Consider the following 17794-nt stretch of genomic DNA (forward strand, 5'->3'; position numbering starts at 1 on the left):
TTCCCATGGTCGAGTCCTTGACGCGGACAGGGCACCGGCGTGGCCGGATCTGGCTGGGCGTAGTCCTCTGTGCGGTGGTGGTCTTGGCATTTTGGCTATGGCCGCGGCACCAGGTTGGCCGCCCAGGCCCCGGCGGCGGGGCAGCGGACGTCCCTACTCCAGTGTCCGTGGCGAAGGCCGAACCGGGCCAGATCGATCGCACCCTGCGGGCGCTGGGAACGGTGACGCCTGTGCGCACCGTCACCATCCGGTCGCGCGTGGACGGGCCGCTGCAGGCGTTGCACTTCACGGATGGCCAGGCGGTTCATGCCGGCGATCTGCTGGCCGAGATCGATCCACATCCTTTTGAAATCGCGCTGCAGCAGGCGCTGGGTCAGCAGGCCCAGCATGAGGCGCAACTCGATAACGCGCGGCTGGACCTGGCGCGCTATGAGACGCTTTACAAGCAGAATTCGGTGGCCCGGCAACAGCTCGACGCCGCGCGCGCGCAGGTGCGTGAGCTGCAGGGACAGATCCAGGCCGATCAGGCGGCCGTGGCCGATGCGCGGCTGCAGCTCGGCTATACACGCATCGTATCGCCTGGCGATGGCCGGCTAGGGCTGCACAAAGTGGACGTGGGCAATATGGTCCATGCCGCGGACACGGGGGGGCTGGTCGTGCTCACGCAGAACCAGCCCATGGACGTGGTGTTCTCGATCCCGCAGGGACAATTGCCGGCCTTGCTGACGGCCAGGCGGCGGCAGCCCGATCTGCAGACGCAACTGACGCTCGTGGCGGGGGGGCCGGCCGTGGCCACCGGGGCATTGCTGGCGGTCGATAACCAGATTGACGTGACCACCGGGACGGTGCAGCTCAAGGCACGGTTCCCCAATGCGGATGAAGCGCTGTTTCCGAACCAGTTCGTCCAGGTTCGCCTGAGGCTGGGGCTGGAATCCGGTGTCGTGGTGCCGCTGCGGGCCGTGCAGCGCGGTTCGGCGGGCGAGTTCGTCTATCGCGTCGATGCCCAGCACAAGGCCCATGTCGTGATGGTGGCGACGGGGGTGGATGACGGCAATCGCGTCGTGGTTGAATCGGGCCTCCAGGCCGGCGACAGCATCGTGGTCGAGGGCACGGACCGATTGCGTGATGGCAGTTCGGTGGAACCGGTGGCACCGGACACCGCAGCGGATGACGGAGCGCCGGCCTCGGCGCCGGCCGGGGCGGCTGCCGCTGCGGCCAGAACCGGCGCCCCGGGAGGAGCCAAGGGCTCGTGAACCTGTCGCGCCCCTTCATCCTGCGGCCTGTGGCCACCACGCTGGCCATGATCGCCATTGTCCTGGCGGGCTTCATGGGGTATCGGGAACTACCCGTGTCCGCCCTTCCCCAGGTGGATTTTCCGACGATTCAGGTGACCACGCTGTATCCGGGGGCGGGCCCGGATGTCATGACGGCGCTGGTCACTTCTCCGCTGGAACGCCAGTTCGGGCAGATGCCAGGGCTGTCGCAGATGCTGTCCACGAGTTCGGGGGGGTCGTCGCGCATCACGCTGCGCTTCGACCTCGGGCTGCCGCTGGACGTGGCCGAACAGGAAGTCCAGGCCGCCATCAACGCGGCGTCCAACCTGCTGCCCTCGGACCTGCCATCGCCGCCGATTTACAACAAGGTCAATCCGGCCGATACGCCCGTCGTGACGCTGGCGGTGACGTCGCCGACCCTGCCGCTGTACCAGGTCCGGGATCTGATCGAAGTTCGCGTGACCCAGAAGCTTGCCCAGATCAGCGGCGTGGGGCTGGTGGGCGTGACGGGAGGGCAGCGTCCGGCCGTGCGCATCCAGGCCGACCCGCAGGCGCTGGCCGCGCATGGCCTCACGCTGGCCGACGTGCGCAAGGCTGTGACGCAGGCCAACGTGAACCAGCCGAAGGGCAACCTGGATGGTCCCCAGCGGTCCCTCACGATCAACGTCAATGACCAGTTGCAGGACCCCTCGGATTACGGGCGCCTGATTCTGAAGTATGAAAACGGTGCTCCGCTGCGGCTGCGCGATGTGGCGCGGATCCAGCAGGCGGCCCAAGACAGTCACCAGGCCGCATGGTTCGGCCGGACGCCGGCCATTTTGCTGAACATCCAGCGCCAGCCGGGTGCCAACGTCATCGACGTGGTGGACCGTGTTCAGGCCTTGCTGCCGGGGTTGCGCCAGACGCTGCCGACCGGTGTGGATCTGCAGGTCGCCGCAGACCGCACGCACACCATCCGCGACTCGGTCTCGCATGTGGAGATGGAGATGCTGCTGGCCATTTTTCTGGTGGTCGCCGTAACGTTCGTCTTCCTGCGCACCTGGCGGGCGACCCTGATCCCCGGCGTGGTCGTGCCCCTGTCGCTCATCGGCACCTTCGGGCTCATGTTTCTGCTGGGTTTTTCGATCAACAACCTGACGTTGATGGCGTTGACGATCGCCACGGGGTTCGTGGTGGACGATGCCATCGTGATGATCGAGAACATCGCCCGCCATATCGAGGACGGCAAGAAGCCGCTGGTGGCGGCACTGCAGGGCGCCCGGCAGATCGGCTTCACGCTGGTCTCGCTCACCGTGTCGCTGATCGCGGTGCTCATTCCGCTGCTGTTCATGGCGGACGTGGTCGGGCGCCTGTTTCGGGAATTCGCGGTCACGCTGGCAGTGGCCATTTTGCTGTCGCTGCTGATTTCACTCACGCTCACCCCCATGATGTGCGCCCGGCTGTTGCGGCCGGAATCGGAAGAACGGCATGGTCCGTTTCTGCGCCGTGCGGGGCGCGCCATGGACCGCCTGGTCGAGGCGTATGACGTGGCGCTGACGTGGGTGTTGGGCCATCAGCGGGCCACGCTGTGGGTGGCGTTGGCGACGCTGTTCGTCACGGCCGGTTTGTACCTGGGAATTCCCAAGGGCTTTTTCCCGCAGCAGGATACCGGTGCCATCCTGGCCATCACGCAGGGGCCGCAGACGGCATCCTTTGCCGTCATGGAGAAACTGCAGCGCGCGGCGGTCGACCGTGTGCTGGCGGACCCTGCGGTCGACTCGGTGTCGTCCTTCATCGGTATCGACGGCGACAACACCACCTTGAATACCGGCCGGCTGCAGATCACGCTCAAGCCGCTGGCGGACCGTGCGGACCGGGCCGATGTCGTCATGAATCGGCTCACCGCTGCCCTGCATGCGGTGGTGGGCCTGCAGGTCTACCTGCAGCCGGTGCAGGAGTTGTCGGTGGAGGACCAGATCAGTCGCGCACAATATCAGATGACGGTTTCCAGTCCCGACCCCGCCGCGCTGGCTCAGTGGGCACCCAGACTGGCGGAGGCCATGCGGGGGCTGCCGCAACTGCGTGACGTCAGCAGCGACCAGCAGGATCGCGGGCTGGCCTTGTCGGTCATCGTGGATCGCGATGCCGCCGCGCGGCTGGGTGTCACGCAGGCTTCCATCGACGATGCGCTATACGACGCCTTCGGGCAGCGGCTGATTTCCACGATCTATACCCAGTCGGCACAGTACCGCGTCGTCCTGGAGGCGAATGCCGCCCTGCTGGCGTCGGGCCCCTCGGCCCTGCAGCATCTCTATGTGCCGACCGGCTCCTCGGGCGTCACGCCACTCTCGGCGGTGGCCCGGCTGCAGCCCGGCCTCATGCCGCTGGCCGAGCAGCGGCTGGATCAGTTTCCGGCGGTCACCGTGTCGTTCAATCTAGGGCCCGGCGTGGCGCTTTCCGACGCTGTGCGGGCGATCGACGCCACGCGGGCGGATCTGCAGGTGCCCGCGGCGGTCGATACCCAGTTCCAGGGGGCGGCCAGGGCCTTCCAGGCGTCGCTGTCCAGCACGCTCTGGCTGCTGCTCGCTGCCGTGGTGACCATGTATATCGTGCTGGGCGTGCTCTACGAGAGCACCATCCACCCCGTGACCATTCTATCGACGCTGCCGTCGGCCGCCATCGGCGCCTTGGCCGCTTTGTGGCTGGGCGGGACGGAACTGGACATGATCGGGGTCATCGGCATCATCCTGCTCATCGGCATCGTGAAGAAAAATGCCATTCTCATGATCGATTTTGCACTGGATGCCCAGCGCGAGCGCGGCCTGGGGCCGCAGGCCGCCATCCACGAAGCCGCGCTGCTGCGTTTTCGTCCGATTCTCATGACGACGCTGGCGGCCTTCTTCAGCGCCATCCCGCTGATGCTGGCTTCGGGATCCGGCGCCGAGCTTCGCCAGCCGCTGGGACTGGCGATGGTGGGCGGCCTGCTGTGCAGCCAGTTGCTCACGCTTTTCACGACGCCCGTCATTTATCTGATGTTTGAACGCCTGGCGCACGGGCGCAAGGCCGCGGCGCCATGAGGTTCTTTGCGCTCTTCCTGCGTCGGCCCATCGGGACCAGCCTGCTGTGCCTGGCGCTGGTGCTGGCGGGCGTGCTGGCCTTGCGCTTTCTGCCGGTGGCTCCGTTGCCGCAGGTGGACTTCCCCATGATTGCGGTGTCGGCTTCGCTGCCCGGTGCCAGCCCGGAGACCATGGCCTCCAGTGTCGCCATGCCGCTGGAGCAGGCCTTGGGCTCGATTGCCGGGGTGAGCAGCATGAGTTCGCGCAGCCGCGAGGGACAGACCAACATCTCGCTCATGTTCGAGCTGGATCGGGATATCAATAGTGCGGCCCGAGACGTGCAGGCAGCGATCAATGCGGCGCGCCCCCAACTGCCGTCCGGCATGCGCGAGAATCCGACCTACCGCAAGGTGAATTCATCGTCGTCGCCCATCATGACCCTGGCGCTGACCTCCCAGACGGCCACGCAGGGCGAGCTCTATGACCTGGCCTCCACTGTGCTGGCGCAGAAACTCGCCCAGGTCAGCGGCGTGGGACAGGTGACGCTGGGAGGCAGCTCGCTGCCCGCCGTGCGGGTGCTGCTCGACCCGCGTACGCTGGAATCCATGGGCGTTTCGCTGGACCAGGTGCGCCAGGTGCTGCAGGACGTGAATACGCTCAGGCCGGGTGGCGTAGTGCAGGAAAGCGCCACTCAGTGGCAGATCCGCTCGGGTGCCCAGTTGCGCCATGCGGCTGATTACGCACCGCTGGTCGTCGCCTGGAAGAACGGCCGGCCGGTGCGTCTGGGCGATGTGGCGCGGGTCCAGGATTCGGTAGAGGATACCAACCAGATTGGCTACTTCAATGACCAGCGAGCCGTGCTGCTCATCATCCGTCGCCAGGCGGATGCCAACATCATCGACACCGTCGACCAGATTCGTACGCTGTTGCCGGCGTTCCAGTCGCTGCTGCCGGAGCGCGTGCGCCTGACGATCGCACAGGACAGGACGCCCAGCATTCGAGCGTCGCTGCACGAGGCCGAGCTGACGCTGGTCCTGTCGGTGATCCTGGTGGTCGCGGTGGTGCTGGTCTTCCTGGGAAACTGGCGTGCCGCCTTGATCCCGGCCATTGCCGTGCCGGCGTCGCTGATCAGCACGTTCAGCCTCATGTGGTGGTTCGGCTTCACGCTGAACACGATTTCGCTCATGGCGCTCATCGTCGCGACCGGTTTCGTGGTGGACGACGCCATCGTCGTGCTGGAAAACATCATGCGTCATGTGGAGCGCGGCATGCGGCCGGCGCGCGCTGCGCTGCGCGGTGTGACTGAAGTCGGTTTCACGGTGCTGGCGATGAGTGTGTCGCTGATCGCGGTCTTCATCCCGCTGTGGCTGGTGGGCGGGCTGGTCGGGCGCCTGTTCAAGGAATTCGCGGTGACGCTGTCGGTTGCGATTCTGGTGTCGCTGCTGATTTCGGTGACGCTGACGCCCGTCATGGCGGCCCATCTGCTGAAGCTGCAGCCGCCTCGCGAGCCGGCCCGGCGCGGGCGCCTGGCGCGCGGCCTGGCGCGCGTAGGGGAGGTCTGCATGCAGGCCTATCAGCGGTCACTGCGCTGGTCGCTGGACCATTCGCGCCTGGTGCTGCTCCTGCTGCTGGCCACCGTGGGGCTGAACGTGTATCTGTACATCAGCGTGCCAAAGGGCTTTTTCCCCCAACAAGACACCGGGCAACTGTTGGCGTTCTTCCGTGTGGACACGGGAGACTCGTTCGATCAGACTCAGGCGCGGCTGGATGCTTTTCGCAAGATCTTGCTGGCGGATCCCGCTGTGGATACGGTCACGGCTTACGCCGGCGGGCGGGGTGGCAGCAATTCCAGCTTCATCCAGATCCAGCTCAAGCCGCTGTCGCAGCGAACAGCCAGCGCCACCGAGGTGGTGAACCGGCTGCGGCCGCGTTTCCAGCATACGCCCGGCGCGCGCATGTTTCTGGTCCCGCAGCAGGACATCTTCGTCGGCAATTCTTCACGCTCCGGTTCCTATTCCTACGAACTGCTGGGCAGCGACCTGCCGCTGCTGGCCCGCTGGCTGCCCCGCGTGCGCAACGCGCTGGCGGCGTTGCCGCAGCTTACCGACGTGGATGCCGACGTGGAAGACAAGGGGCGCCAGGTCGAATTGCAGGTTGATCGCGATGCCGCCCGCCGGCTGGGCGTCCAGATGTCCGATCTCGCCGCCGTCCTGAACAATGGCTTCAGCCAGCGCCAGGTGGCCGTGCTGTATGGTGCGTTGAACCAATATCACGTCGTCATGGCGCTGCAGCCGCAATATACGCAGGATGTCCATTCTCTGCAGGCGATGCAGGTGGTCACGGCGGGCGGCCAGCGTGTGCCGCTCCTGGCCTTCACGCACCTGAGCGAATCGGTGGCTCCCAACGCCGTGGACCACGATGGCCTGCTCGCGTCCTATTCCATTGATTTCGGGTTGGCGCCAGGCGTTTCGCTGGACCAGGCGTTGAAGGCGATCGACGGGGCGATGGCGGGCATCAATCTGCCCACACAGGAGATGCAGGCGCACCTGGACCAGAGCAGCAGCATGATGCGCAATGCCGTTGCGCAGCAGCCCTGGATGTTGGTGGCGGCGCTGGTCGCCATGTATCTGGTGCTGGGCATGCTCTACGAGAGCACCATCCATCCCATTACCATCCTCTCCACGCTGCCCTCGGCGGGCGTGGGGGCGCTGCTGGCACTGCGGCTGGTGGGGATGGAGTTCACGCTGATTGCCTTGGTCGGCGTGTTCCTGCTCATCGGTATCGTGAAGAAAAATGCCATCATGATGGTCGACTTTGCCCTCCAGGCCCAACGCCGCGAGGGCCTGGACCCGCGCGAGGCGATCTATCGGGCCTGCCTGGCGCGATTCCGGCCTATTCTCATGACGACTTTGTCGGCCATGCTGGGCGCCTTGCCGCTGCTGCTGGCCACAGGCGCGGGCGTGGAGATGCGCCGGCCCCTGGGGCTGACGATCTTTGGCGGCCTGCTGGTCAGCCAAGTGCTCACGCTTTATACGACTCCGGTGGTGTACCTGACGCTCGACCGGCTGAGGAGGCGCCGCAATCCCGGCATGCCGCAGCCTTCCATTGGAGTCCCGGGATGATAGGAAAACAGAGATGATCGAACTCCGGCATTCGTTGGGCCGTTCGCACTGGCCGCGTGGGGCCGCCCTTTGTATGGCCGTGGGCGCGAGCCTGCTGCTGAGCGCTTGCGCGGTGGGACCCGACTATCATCGTCCGCCCCAGGATGTCGGCGCGGCCTATGGCGGCGCGCCCGAGGGCCACTGGTATCCGGCCCAGCCAAAGATGGCGGTGGTGCAGGGATGGTGGCATGCGTTTGGAGACCACTCACTCGACGCGTTGATGGCGCAGATGCCGCGTGCGAATCCCGATCTGGCGCAGGCCGAGGCGCAGTATCGCCAGGCGCGTGCCGCGCTGGCGGCCTCCCGGGCCGGCCTGTTCCCGACGGTGGGCACGTCGGTCTCCGTGGGACGGGGCGAGCAGGGCGCTGCGGGGCCCGGCGGCCCGACCACGAGCTACAACCTGTCGGGCAGCGTGAACTGGGAGGTGGACCTGTGGGGACGCGTCCGTCGCGGCGTGGAGGCCGCGCGCGCCGGGGAGCAGGCCAGCGCGGCGGATCTGGCCGGGGTGCGGCTGAGCCTTCAGTCCACGCTGGCGCAGTCCTATTTTGCCATCCGCCTGAGCCAGCTTCAGGATGACCTGCTCGCGCGCACCCTCCAGGCATATTCCCGCGCGCTCGAAATGACCCGCAACCGTCTGGCGGCGGGGGTTGCGTCGCCGGCCGATGTGGCAGCGGCTTCCGCGCAGCTCGAGCAGACGCGCGTGCAGCGTATCCGCCTGGGCTGGCAGCGGCAGCAGCAGATCCACGCCGTCGCCGTACTGGTGGGCGAGGTGCCTTCGCAGTTCCAGATGCCCGGCGGGCAAGGCTTGCCCGCCGTACCGGGCGTTCCGGCCGGTGTGCCGTCGTCCCTGTTGGAGCATCGGCCGGATATCGCGGCCGCCGAGCGGCGCGCGGCGCAGGCCAATGCGCAGATCGGCGTGGCCCAGGCCGCCTGGTTTCCGAATCTGACGCTCAGTGCCGAAGGCGGCTACAGCGCGGGCGCGTTTGCGTCGTGGATCACGGCACCCGCGCGTTTCTGGACCCTGGGTCCGGCCCTGGCCCTGACGATCTTCGATGGCGGGGCGCGCAGTGCCGCCGTGTCGCAGGCACGGGCGGCCTACGATGCCCAGGCCGCTGCGTATCGCAAGACGGTGCTGGACGCGCTGCGTGAGGTCGAAGACGCGCTGGTTCAGGCGCACGACATGATCGATGAACAGGCCGCCCAGGACCGTGCCCTGGCTGCCGCGCGTGAAAGCGTGCGCCAGACCGTCAATCAATACCAGGCTGGCCTGGTGGATTATCTGAACGTTGTGCAGGCGCAGGCCAGCGCCCTGAGCGCCGAGCAAAACGCCCTGAGCCTGCGGGCACAACGCCTGGATGCGGCCGTGCAGCTCGTGGCCGCGTTGGGCGGCGGGTGGCCCGGGCTCGCGGCGCCGGAGGCTGGGGGGTCCTGATCAGGGGCCGACCAGCGCTCCTCGCTGCGCCGCAACGCCGTGCGCGCCGTGCATGCGGGCGGTTTCCAGCGTGTCGGCCGATTGCCCTCCTATCGCGAAAACCGGACGTCCGGCGCGCAGGGCCAGCGACTGAAAGCGCTCCCAGCCCAGAGGCGGTTCCTGGGGATGGCTGGGCGTCGGCAGGGCATGGCCCAGCACCACGAAATCGGCCTGAAGCTGCCGGGCGCAGGCGACGTCTTCTTCCTGGTGGGCCGAGACGCCGAGCCATCCGGGGGGGCGCGTGTCCTGCTGCAGGATCTTGCGAGCGTCCTCGGCCCGTAGTTGCACGCCGTCGGCCCGTGACCACCAGGCGTGCGGATGGCGGCTATTGACGAGACAGCGCGCATCGTGCTGGCGGCAGAGCGCCAGCGTGGCCTCGAAGGCTTCGCGCAGCGAGGCCTCGTCGCCCGACCAGGCCGCTTCGCGGAACTGCACCAGCCGCAGCCCGTGCATCAGTTCCTGGCGCAGCTCCGCCAGCCATGCGTCCAACCCGTCGGGCGTGCCGATGTGGCTGACCCGATAGTGCATAGGCAGGCGCAGCCAGCGCAGCGGCGGGGCGGCGGCGGGAAGCAGCGACCCGCCTCCCGGAGCGATGGGGTGTTCGCACTCGTCCAGGCGGATCGCCCAGGGATCCACCCAATCCAGCGCCTGGTTCTCGCGGCCATGCGGTTCGCCGTCCCAAGCCGTGACCTGGCAGAACGCCAGTTCCACGATGGTCTTTGGATATTCGTGCACGTGGACGACCCAGGGGTACACATGCGTGGCGCGGATGCCGAGTTCTTCATCCAGCTCCCGCACCAGCGCCTGCCGGACAGTTTCGCCGGCCTCGATCTTGCCGCCCGGGAACTCCCACCAGCCGGGCCAGGCCTTGCCATCCGGGCGTTGCCCCAGCAGCAGGCGGCCCCTTTGATCCAGGATCAGGCCGGCTGCCACACGTACGTAGGGTTTAGACATGGCGAGCCGCCCAGTCACGTGCAAACTGCCGTGCCACTCTCCCGGAGCGCGAGCCCCTTTCCAGCGCCCATTGCAGCGCTTCGGTGCGGGCCGCTTCGATTTGCGGCGCCGGGCAGCCCTGAGTCTGCAGCCAGTGGTTCACGATGTCCAGGTAGTCGTCCTGGGCGAATGGGTAGAACGACAGCCACAGCCCGAACCGTTCCGAGAGCGAGATCTTTTCTTCGACAGTCTCGCCGGGGTGGATTTCCCCATCCGCCTGGTGTTCGGCCTGCAGGTTTTCGTGCATGTATTCCGGCATCAGGTGGCGCCGGTTGGACGTGGCATAGATGAGCAGGTTGTCGCCGGGCGATGACACGGAGCCATCCAGCGCCGACTTCAGCGCCTTGTAGCTCGCCTCGCCTTCCTCGAAGGAGAGATCGTCGCAGAAGACGATGAAGCGCTCGGGGCGCCCCTGGATCAGCTCGGAGATCTGGCCCAGATCCCCCAGGTCGGACTTGTCGAGCTCGATGAGCCGCAGTCCCCGCTCGGCGTGGGCGTCCAGCAGAGCCCGCACCAGCGAGCTCTTTCCGGTGCCGCGCGCGCCCGTCATGAGGACGTTGTTCGCGGGCTTTCCCTGGAGGAACGCCACGGTGTTGCGCTCGATGATGGATTTCTGCCGCTCGATATGCTGCAGATCCTGCAGGCGAATGGGCGCCAGGGTGCGCACCGCATCCAGCCATCCGCGCGCGCCACGGCGTTGCCAGCGAAACGCGTGGGCTGTCCAGTCGATGGGGGGCGGGGCGGGAGGCAACCAGGCCTCCAGCTGTGCGAGCACGGCCAGCGCGCGCTCAGCGAGGTCCTGCATTTTGGCGGGGGCAACCACTGGGTTCTCCTGAATATGACACGGAAAGTATAATCTGGGTCCTTGCGGCCGCGTCCTGCGGGCGCCCAACAGCAGTCGGGTCCGCCTTGAATTTCTCTGAACTGTTTGCTCCCATCGTTTCCGACATGCAGGCGGTCGACGCAGTCATCCGCGCGCGCCTGGATTCCGAGGTCGTGCTGATCCGCACGATCGGCGACTATATCGTGGGGGCGGGCGGCAAGCGCATGCGGCCGGCTGTGGTGCTGCTGGTGGCCAACGCCCTGGGCTACCAGGGCGTGAACCATCACCGGCTGGCGGCGGTGGTGGAGTTCATCCATACGGCCACGCTGCTGCACGATGACGTGGTGGACGAGTCCGACATGCGCAGGGGGCGCGACACGGCGAACGCGGTGTTCGGCAACGCAGCCAGCGTCCTGGTGGGCGATTATCTGTATTCCCGTTCCTTCGAGATGATGGTGGAGACCGACTCCATGGCGGCCATGGCGGTGCTGTCCTCCGCCACCACTGTGATCGCCGAGGGCGAGGTCCTGCAGCTCCTCAATGTGCATGATCCCGACGTATCGCTGGACCGCTACCTGCAGGTGGTGCGCTACAAGACGGCCCGGCTTTTCGAGGCGGCCGCCCAGGTGGGGGCGATCATTTCAGGGGCCGATGCGAAGCTGCAGTCGGCTGCCGCCGACTATGGGCGGCACGTTGGCACGGCGTTCCAGTTGATTGACGATGTGCTCGACTATAGCGGCGATGCGCAGACGCTGGGCAAGAACGTCGGTGACGACCTGCGTGAAGGCAAGCCCACGCTGCCCCTGATTCGCGTCATGGAGGCTGGCACGGCCGAGCAGCGTTCGCTGATCCGGGGCGCCATCGAAACAGGCCACGCTGATTTTGCTGCAGTGGCGCAGGCCATTCGCGCCACGGATGCGCTGGACTACACGCGCGCCGCAGCTCATGTCGAAGCGGATCGGGCGCGCGAGGCGTTGTCTGCCTTCCCGAATTCCGAATATCGCGAAACTCTGCTAAAATTCTGTGCTTTCGCGGTCGACCGAGACCGTTGAAGTTCCCGCGACAGGTGCTTCGTTGTTGCCTGCCGATCACACCGTCGGGGTGTAGCTCAGCCTGGTAGAGTACTACGTTCGGGACGTAGGAGTCGCATGTTCGAATCATGTCACCCCGACCACTATTTCATCGTCAGACGGCGGATGCTTCCAGCGGCTTGATGCTCTCCAGCGTTTCGTCCAGCCCCCTGCGGGCCAAGGCCAAGTCGTAGTCGTCCTGCAAGCCCATCCAGAAGGCTTCGCTCGTACCGAAGAATTTAGCCAGCCGCAGCGCGGTATCAGCCGTCACGCTACGGCGTTCGCGCACCACATCGTTGACGCGCGGCGCAGGCACGTGCAATGCCACCGCCAGGGCGCTGGCTGACATGTTCATCGGCACGAGGAACTCCTCTCGGAGAATCTCGCCGGGGTGTATGGGACGCATGCCGTTGTGGACGGGGTGCTGGGTCTTTGTCATGTTGGACTCCTAGTGATAGTCGACGATCTCGACGTCAGTCGCGTCCGTGCCTGTCCAGACGAAGCACACGCGCCATTGATCGTTGATGCGAATGCTGTGCTGTCCCTTTCGATTGCCAGCCAGTGCCTCCAGCCGGTTGTTCGGAGGCACGCGCAGGTCGCTCAATCGCGTAGCCCGGTTCAACATCTGCAGCTTGCGTTCGGCGACCATGCGGATGTTGGCGAACGTCGCTACCGTTCTCCCTTCGAACAACGATTGCGTGGGTTTGCTGCGAAACGAGATGATCATGTCGACTCGATTATAACGTACCGCGTTTAACGATATTCGTTATTTTTCGACGTGAGATTCGGGGGAACCCTGAAATTACATCGAAGAGTTGAAGGCGGAGGGTTTGGGCCGGTCCGTCGACAGTATCGCGGCGATCGTCTGTGACCCGGTGTCCAAAGCGTCGGGTACGCACTGGCTTCCAAAATCTCTACTTGACAGATGTCGTATCACTTGTTAATCCTACGCTACTGATTGTTATTTCTCCGGAGGATACGCATGCGATGCCCACCCGTCTTCGACAGCGAGCCGGAGCGCCTGGCAGCACTGGCAGAGTACGAATTCGACGAGGGTGAGGAGCTCCCCAGTCTGGAGCCGATCGTGTCGATGGCGACCAAAATCTTCAACGTCCCCATGTCGGCCGTCAACCTCGTCGGGAACGATCACGTGTTCTTCGCCGCCAGCACCGGCATCAGCGGCGCGGACATGCGCAGGGACGTTTCGTTCTGTGCTCATGCCATCACCCAGGAAGACGTCATGGTCGTGCCGGACGCATTGCATGATGAGCGCTTCCATGACAACCCTTTGGTGCGGCGTGCGTCGGGGATCAGGTTCTACGCCGGCGTGCCTCTGGTTTCGCCCAAGGGGTGGCCTCTGGGGGCGCTGTGCGTCATCGATCACGAGCCTCGCGCGGGGTTGTCGGATCCCGATAAAAGCGCTTTGCGCGAACTGGCTCGCATCGTTGCCGACAAGCTGGAACTGCGGCGCATGGACAGGGCATTGCACAGGGGCACGTCCCGATTCGACGCCTTGGCGGAGCATTCTCCATCAGCGATCGTATCGTTTGGGGCGGATTCCAGAATCCTTGCGTGGAACGCCGCCGCGGCTCGAATGTTCGGCTACCAACCGGCTGAACTGCTCGGGCAAAGCATCGAAGTGCTCATGCCTGAACACCAGCGCGCAGCGTTCCGGTTGCGCATCGTCGGCGCATTGGCACACAGGGACGCACTATGCGAGACTCCCATCGAGATTATCGGCCGGCGCAAAAATGGCTCTGAATTTCCCGCCGAGTTGGCGGCTTCCCTGTGGGAAGAGCACGGACAGATCCGGTTTGGCGCTATCGCCCAGGACGTCAGCGAACGGCTGCGGCATCAGGAAGAACTGACGCGGTTGGCGAATTTCGATACGCTGACCGGCTTGGCCAATCGCGGGCTCTACCTCCGATCCATTCACGAGAGCATCGTCGCCGGGCGGAAGAGCGCCGTTCTGGTTCTGGATCTGGATAGTTTCAAGGACATCAACGATACCTTGGGGCACTCCGTTGGAGACCGCATTCTTTGTGAGATTGGTCGTCGATTGCGCGGTAGCGTGAAAGCCGGCGATGTCGTTGCCCGGATCGGAGGCGATGAGTTTGCTCTCCATCTGCTGGACGTGGCTACGGTGGACGCTGCTCAAATGGTCGCCGACGCGATGATCCACGAAATCAAACGCCCCGTAGAGGTTGACAGGCACCACCTGCACGTCGCTGTCAGTTGTGGCATCGCGTTGGCGCCGCAACATGCCGACGAAGCGACTGAACTCATCGGGAATGCCGATCTGGCGCTTTTCAATGCAAAAGCGAATATGAGAGGACATGCCCTCGTCTTCAAGCCGAAGCTGCGGTCGGCGGCCAGTTCACGTCGGCAGTATGGCAGCGAGCTATACCGCGCGGTGGACAATGGCGAGCTGCTGCTCCACTACCAGCCTCAGGTTCACATCCGGGACGGTTCCGTAGTCGGGGCGGAGGCCTTGATTCGTTGGCAGCATCCCCGGCTCGGCTTGCTCACTCCCGGAGAATTCCTGTCTGTGTTGGAGGGGGGGCCTTTGGCGGTGACCGTGGGCGACTGGATACTTGATGTGGCCTGCTCCCAGGCCACGCGCTGGCGAAATACCGGCATGGGCGATTTGCGCATGGGCGTGAATCTCTTCGAGGCGCAGTTCCGGGCGGGGGATTTGCCGGAAAAGGTGATGGGAGTGCTTGCCAGGCACCGGCTGCCTCCGCAGGCGTTGGAGTTGGAGATCACGGAAAACATCGCACTCGACAATGAGGAAGCCGTTCTTCCCTCTTTGCGGAAGTTGCGCGACATTGGCGTAGGCGTTGCCTTCGACGACTTCGGTACCGGGTATGCATCCCTCAGTCTGCTCAAGCATTACCCGCTGACGCGCATCAAGATCGATCGCTCGTTCGTGCAGCAGATTGCGGAGTCACGGCAGGATGAAGCGCTCGTGCGTGCCATTGTCGACATCGCGCGCAATTTCGATCTGGAGGTCATCGCCGAGGGGGTGGAGACCGAGGCACAGCGGGACATTTTGCTCCAATACGACTGCATGGAGGCGCAGGGCTATCTGTTTGGAAGGCCGGAATCCGCGGATTCTTTTACCTTGCAGCATGTCGTGCCGAACTGAGCGGGCCTGGGCAGGACACTGCCCTGAACGTTATAATGATCATGTGCATGATCATGGAGTGAGAACGATGAAGACGGAACGCATCACCCTGCTCGCCTCGGCGGAATTCAAGGCTTTCTTGATGGAAGAAGCTCGTGCGGAAGATATCAGCATCTCGGAGCTCATCCGCCGCCGGTGCGAACAGCGGCAGAATGAAGACGAGCAGTTGCTCTTGGCGCTCGCGGCAGAACTCCGCGAGGCGACCGCCGCCGCCGACAGGGCTCTGGACGCCGGTCTCGCCTCCGTGGAAAGCGCCCGTGCGGCAATCCGGCAATCCCGGTCGCGTGCCCGGTACAGCGGGGCTGCTTTATGAGCGCGGTGCGCGAAGCCATTGAGGCGCTCAAGGGCACGCTGCTGCTCGCGGATAAGGTCGAGCGGGTGGCGGAAAGCCTGAAGGGGCTGTCCGAGGACCTGGAAGATCACGAGAAGAGGATCATCCGTCTGGAGACGAAATGGGAGACTGCGTTGGAGTTTTCCAGGATCCAGCAGGCCAGGCCAAAAAGGGACTAGTCCGCCAGGACCACGCCGTTGCGGCCGGCTTTCATCCCCATGATCCAGGTGACGATGCATAGACCCGCCAGCATCTCCGCCACGGCGTTCCAGGTGCCGGTGAATTCATACAACATGCCGGCCAGCACCGGGCCGACCGAAGCCACGGTATAGCCTACGCCCTGGGCCATTCCGGACAGTGCCGTGGCATCGCGCGATGAACGGCTGCGCAGCACCAGCAGCGACACCGCAATGCTGAAGGTCCCGCCCATCCCCAGCCCCAACACAATGGCCGACAGCCAGATCCAGGACAGCGGTGCTTGAAATGTCGCGAGCGTGCCCGCTCCCACCATGCAGATCATCAGCGTGATGGCGGCGCGCTGATCGCGCCCGCGCATCGCCAGCCAGGGTGCCGCCAGGTTGGTGCCCAGTTGCGCGAGCAGTGCCACCGACATGACCGCACCGGCCTGGGTGGCGGGCAGGCCCCGGTCGATCAGAATCACCGGCAGCCAGGCAATCAGGCTCTGTCCGATGCAGGACTGCAGTCCCATGTAGAGCGTGACGTGCCAGGCCAGCGGATCTCGAAACAGCCCCTTCGGGGGCGTGAGAATCTCGCCGGGTGCGGCTTGTATGTCGAGGTGGTTCGGCGGCACCGCGTGCCACACGGCCGCGGCAATCAGCGCGGGAAGCACCCAAAAGGCCAGCGCCCATTCCCAGGAACTGTGCGGGAGGCGACTCATCGGCACCACCAACCCGGCGCCGAACGACGCGCCCAGGCAAAAGGACATGGTGTAGAGGCTCATCACCAGGCCGATGCGCTGGGGGAAGGCATTCTTGGCGACGACGGGGACCAGCACCATGCCCACGCTGATGCCGGCGCTGGCGAGGAGCAGGCCGGCATTCATGCCGAAGACGCCCAGCACGCTGCGCAGCCCGACGCCCACGGCCACGACCACCAAGGAGCCCACGAGTACGCTGCGCATCGAAAACACGCGCAACAGCCGGGGCGCGAACAGGCCGAAAACGCCAAAGTACAGGGTCGGCAACGCGACCATCAGGCCGGCCGCGCTGGCCGACAGGCCCAGGCTCGCGCGAATGCCGTCGAGGACCGGCCCCATGGCGGTCAGCATCGCCCGCATGTTCAGCCCGGCCAGCAGAACCGCCAGCAGCACCAGACCCGCTCCAGCGTTGCGCGCTGTTCTAGGCATTGCCTGTCGCATCGAACATTCGGTTCATATCCCTGGCGGCCGCTGTAGAGCCCAGCAGCTTGAGATGATACAGAAATCCGTGTCGAAAGGTATCGGCAAGCCTCCAGTCGTCAGGCGGGCGGCGAAAATCCCACCCGCCGCAGCCTCTCGGACGTCACTTCGATGCGAGGCGGCCGAGAACCTGTTCCTTGGTTTGCTTCATGGGTTCTTCCAGTTCCCGCAGATCGATGTCTTCGTCGATCACCTTCGGGAACAGTTCGTCTTCTTCTTCGGTGATGTGGTGATTCGTATATTCGCCCAGCACGGTGAAGTGGGCATCGTAGAGATCCTCGCCCGAGTCTCCGTCCTGCAGTTGTGCGATCAGGTCTTTGGCGCTGGCGTGCTCGACCTTCGCTTCGTCCAGCAGACTCGAGAACTTGTCTGGATCGCATTCTCGCAGGAACGGGTAGAAGTGTTGTTCCTCGACTTCCGTGTGGGCCGTCAGCGCTTTACAGGCCTGTTGGACGATGTCTTCTTTTTGCGCGCTGTCCTTCGCGGTCTTGAATTCCTTGAATAGTTTCTGTACTTCCCGGTGATCGTCGATCAGCATGCCGAGCACGCCCTTTTGGGCGGCCGGCGCGTGCGATTTATTCATGGCCATCGTGCACTCCCCAGCTTGGATCGCGCCGACAGTGGCGCGGGCTCACTCGCGCAAGTCGCGTACCCGGGGGTGGCGGTCGCCCAGCTTCACCTCGACGGTGTCGCCTTCCGACAGGAGAATGCTTGCGAACTCATCGATGGGGACGGCGCGCCCGTTATGCACGACCTCGACGCGCCGGCTCATGACCTCGAGCTGTGCCACGACATCGCTGATCGTGCTTCCCGCGGGGTAGGCATATAGCACCCCGTTTACCTTTATGATGTTTACCGCCATGGTCCTATCGCTCCCCGTCTTCAGTTGTCGCCCGGCCGGCGCGGCCGTCGTGCGAGTGATCGCCGTGCTGGCGACCCCAGCCGTGTCGGACGCTCGCATCCGCGCGCTCCGCTCCCGGCTCGTACAATCGTATCTGTTGCCCCGTTCGACCCATCCGGATACTCGGGAAA

General features: G+C 65.0%; 15 protein-coding genes and 1 tRNA gene. 9 read left to right on the top strand and 7 right to left on the bottom strand.

What is annotated here, in order from left to right; all coding sequences use genetic code 11:
* Window positions 1–5: 5 nt before the first annotated feature.
* From ACVCMJ_RS14230 to ACVCMJ_RS14245, 4 genes are read left to right on the top strand one after another with little or no spacing between them, the layout of a single operon-like run.
* Window positions 6–1253 (top strand): efflux RND transporter periplasmic adaptor subunit, encoded by a 1248-nt coding sequence (locus ACVCMJ_RS14230; protein WP_447082051.1) that lies wholly within the window; start codon window positions 6–8, stop codon window positions 1251–1253.
* Window positions 1250–4330 (top strand): multidrug efflux RND transporter permease subunit, encoded by a 3081-nt coding sequence (locus ACVCMJ_RS14235; protein ID WP_447082052.1) that lies wholly within the window; start codon window positions 1250–1252, stop codon window positions 4328–4330. The genes ACVCMJ_RS14230 and ACVCMJ_RS14235 overlap by 4 nt, the downstream gene beginning before the upstream one ends.
* Window positions 4327–7431 (top strand): efflux RND transporter permease subunit, encoded by a 3105-nt coding sequence (locus tag ACVCMJ_RS14240; RefSeq protein ID WP_447082053.1) that lies wholly within the window; start codon window positions 4327–4329, stop codon window positions 7429–7431. The genes ACVCMJ_RS14235 and ACVCMJ_RS14240 overlap by 4 nt, the downstream gene beginning before the upstream one ends.
* Window positions 7432–7444: 13 nt before the next feature.
* On the top strand, window positions 7445–8902 hold the full coding sequence (locus tag ACVCMJ_RS14245; RefSeq protein WP_447082054.1) for an efflux transporter outer membrane subunit: 1458 nt from the start codon (window positions 7445–7447) through the stop codon (window positions 8900–8902).
* On the opposite strand, the gene ACVCMJ_RS14250 is transcribed toward ACVCMJ_RS14245, so the two are convergent.
* The gene (locus tag ACVCMJ_RS14250; protein WP_447082055.1) at window positions 8903–9895 is read right to left on the bottom strand and encodes a Nudix family hydrolase; all 993 of its coding nucleotides are present in this window, start codon (window positions 9893–9895) and stop codon (window positions 8903–8905) included.
* Window positions 9888–10739: an ATP-binding protein gene (locus tag ACVCMJ_RS14255; protein ID WP_447082604.1), complete on the bottom strand. Its 852-nt coding sequence runs from the start codon at window positions 10737–10739 to the stop codon at window positions 9888–9890. Before ACVCMJ_RS14255 ends, ACVCMJ_RS14250 begins: the two co-directional genes overlap by 8 nt.
* A gap of 104 nt (window positions 10740–10843) precedes the next feature.
* Here ACVCMJ_RS14255 and ispB point away from each other — a divergent pair, with 104 nt between their 5' ends.
* Entirely contained in the window at window positions 10844–11809 is a 966-nt protein-coding gene (ispB, locus tag ACVCMJ_RS14260) for an octaprenyl diphosphate synthase (RefSeq protein WP_447082056.1), read from the top strand.
* A gap of 45 nt (window positions 11810–11854) precedes the next feature.
* Window positions 11855–11931 (top strand) — tRNA-Pro (locus tag ACVCMJ_RS14265).
* 11 nt (window positions 11932–11942) lie between these two features.
* Here ACVCMJ_RS14265 and ACVCMJ_RS14270 read toward each other — a convergent pair.
* On the bottom strand, window positions 11943–12266 hold the full coding sequence (locus tag ACVCMJ_RS14270) for a HigA family addiction module antitoxin (RefSeq protein WP_447082057.1): 324 nt from the start codon (window positions 12264–12266) through the stop codon (window positions 11943–11945).
* Window positions 12267–12275: 9 nt separating this feature from the next.
* Complete coding sequence (locus ACVCMJ_RS14275) at window positions 12276–12554, bottom strand: type II toxin-antitoxin system RelE/ParE family toxin (RefSeq protein ID WP_447082058.1); 279 nt, start codon at window positions 12552–12554, stop codon at window positions 12276–12278.
* A 255-nt stretch (window positions 12555–12809) separates the two neighbouring features.
* Here ACVCMJ_RS14275 and ACVCMJ_RS14280 point away from each other — a divergent pair, with 255 nt between their 5' ends.
* The 3 genes from ACVCMJ_RS14280 to ACVCMJ_RS14290 all read left to right on the top strand — a co-directional run bounded on the left by ACVCMJ_RS14280 (window position 12810) and on the right by ACVCMJ_RS14290 (window position 15524).
* A complete protein-coding gene (locus ACVCMJ_RS14280) occupies window positions 12810–14975 on the top strand; it encodes a putative bifunctional diguanylate cyclase/phosphodiesterase (protein WP_447082059.1) in 2166 nt (721 codons plus the stop codon).
* 67 nt (window positions 14976–15042) lie between these two features.
* Window positions 15043–15327: a hypothetical protein gene (locus ACVCMJ_RS14285; protein ID WP_447082060.1), complete on the top strand. Its 285-nt coding sequence runs from the start codon at window positions 15043–15045 to the stop codon at window positions 15325–15327.
* Window positions 15324–15524, top strand: coding sequence for a hypothetical protein (locus ACVCMJ_RS14290; protein ID WP_447082061.1), 201 nt, complete (start codon window positions 15324–15326; stop codon window positions 15522–15524). The genes ACVCMJ_RS14285 and ACVCMJ_RS14290 overlap by 4 nt, the downstream gene beginning before the upstream one ends.
* On the opposite strand, the gene ACVCMJ_RS14295 is transcribed toward ACVCMJ_RS14290, so the two are convergent.
* The 3 genes from ACVCMJ_RS14295 to thiS all read right to left on the bottom strand — a co-directional run bounded on the left by ACVCMJ_RS14295 (window position 15521) and on the right by thiS (window position 17723).
* Window positions 15521–16711 carry an MFS transporter gene (locus ACVCMJ_RS14295; RefSeq protein WP_447082062.1) on the bottom strand — a complete coding sequence of 397 codons (1191 nt, stop codon included), beginning with the start codon at window positions 16709–16711 and terminating at the stop codon, window positions 15521–15523. The genes ACVCMJ_RS14290 and ACVCMJ_RS14295 overlap by 4 nt on opposite strands.
* Window positions 16712–16865: 154 nt before the next feature.
* Window positions 16866–17345, bottom strand: a complete 480-nt coding sequence (locus tag ACVCMJ_RS14300) for a hemerythrin domain-containing protein (RefSeq protein ID WP_447082063.1) — start codon at window positions 17343–17345, stop codon at window positions 16866–16868.
* Window positions 17346–17393: 48 nt separating this feature from the next.
* Window positions 17394–17723: a sulfur carrier protein ThiS gene (thiS, locus tag ACVCMJ_RS14305; RefSeq protein WP_447082064.1), complete on the bottom strand. Its 330-nt coding sequence runs from the start codon at window positions 17721–17723 to the stop codon at window positions 17394–17396.
* Window positions 17724–17794: the final 71 nt, after the last annotated feature.

The sequence above is a fragment of the Castellaniella sp. UC4447_H14 genome, assembly GCF_052978285.1.